This window comes from Pseudonocardia sp. SID8383 (genome assembly GCF_009864975.1).
In the GTDB taxonomy this organism is placed as follows: domain Bacteria; phylum Actinomycetota; class Actinomycetes; order Mycobacteriales; family Pseudonocardiaceae; genus Pseudonocardia; species Pseudonocardia alni.
Genome location: NZ_WWFY01000496.1, coordinates 1 through 1,218 on the forward strand (window position 1 = coordinate 1; position 1,218 = coordinate 1,218).

A 1,218-nucleotide genomic window follows, 5' to 3' on the forward strand; every position below is an offset into this window, starting at 1 on the left:
GACCGTGCCGCGTGGTGGCGCGACCGGCACGACCGCGTCGCCGCCCTGCTCGACGCGGCCACCGGCGCCGGCCGGGTCAGTACTGGTTGACCCGCCCGTCGCGGCGCAGCGCCGCGTCGATCGCCCGCGCCGGACCGGGCACCCGGTACTGGCCCTTCACCAGCTTCCCGGCGCTGGGCACCGCGCCCGTGCCCGGCCACGTCGCCGTGTCCCACAGCGACGAGCGCAGGAACGCCTTCGCGCAGTGCAGGAACAGCTCGTCGATCTCGACGACGATCGCCACCTCGGGCGTCGAGCTCTGCACGGTGAGCCGGTCGGCGAAGTCCGGCCGGTGCACGATCCGGGCCCGCCCGTTGATCCGCACGGTGTCGTTCGACCCCGGCACGACGACGATCATCCCGACCCGGGGGTCGTGCAGGATGTTGCGCATCGAGTCGAGCCTGCGGTTCCCCTTGCGGTCGGCGAAGGCGATCGTGTGCTCGTCGAGGACCAGCAGACAGCCCGCCGGGTCGCCCCGGGGCGAGACGTCGACGCCGTCCGGCCCGGTCGTCGCCAGCAGGAAGAACGGCGCCGCGGCCAGGAACTCCGCGGTCACCGGGTCGACCCGGTCGCGTGCCTTGTCCCGGATGAACCCGGGCACCTCGCCGATGATCTCCCGGAGCCTGGCCTCGTCGGTCACGTGTTCCATCGCATCCCCCTCGTTGTTAGGTCACCCTAACCGTGGGCGTGCTCCCGGGGCGACCCCCGCCTAGGGTCCCGGTGTGGGCGTGATCGTGATCGGGGCCGGCATCGCCGGGGTGACCTGCGCCGCGGAGCTGGTCGCCCGCGGCGTGGACGTGACGGTGTACGAGCGGGCCCGCGGAGCCGGGGGACGGCTCGCGGTGCACCGCCACGACGGCCGTCCCGCCGACATCGGCGCCGCCTACTTCACCGTCTCCGACGACCGGTTCGACGCCCGCGTCCGCCGCTGGCGCGACGACGGCCTGGTCCGCCGGTGGACCGACACCCTCGCGGTGTTCGACGGCGCGGTCCGGGGCGCGGACAACCCGGGTCCGCTGCGGTTCGCGGCACCGGCCGGGCTGCGGTCGCTGGTCACCGACACCGCCCGTGACCTCGTCGTCCGCACCGGCCGCACCGTCGAGCGGGTCCGCCCCGGACCGGACGGCCCGACCGTCGACGGCGAGCGCGCCGACGCCGTCGTGCTGGCGATGCCCGACC

General features: G+C 75.0%; 2 protein-coding genes. One reads left to right on the forward strand and one right to left on the reverse strand.

Annotated elements, in window-relative coordinates; all coding sequences use genetic code 11:
* Window positions 1-76: 76 nt before the first annotated feature.
* The gene (locus GTW08_RS12145) at window positions 77-688 is read right to left on the reverse strand and encodes an MSMEG_1061 family FMN-dependent PPOX-type flavoprotein (protein ID WP_161151934.1); all 612 of its coding nucleotides are present in this window, start codon (window positions 686-688) and stop codon (window positions 77-79) included.
* Between the two features lie 73 nt (window positions 689-761).
* On the opposite strand from GTW08_RS12145, the gene GTW08_RS12150 reads away from it, so the two are divergent.
* A partial coding sequence (locus GTW08_RS12150) for an FAD-dependent oxidoreductase (protein WP_161151935.1) occupies window positions 762-1,218 on the forward strand: 457 nt, incomplete at its 3' end.

Coding starts and splice junctions, on each gene's coding strand:
- GTW08_RS12145 (WP_161151934.1), bottom strand. CDS start 688: ATGGAACACGTGACCGACGAGGCCAGGCTCCGGGAGATCATCGGCGAG.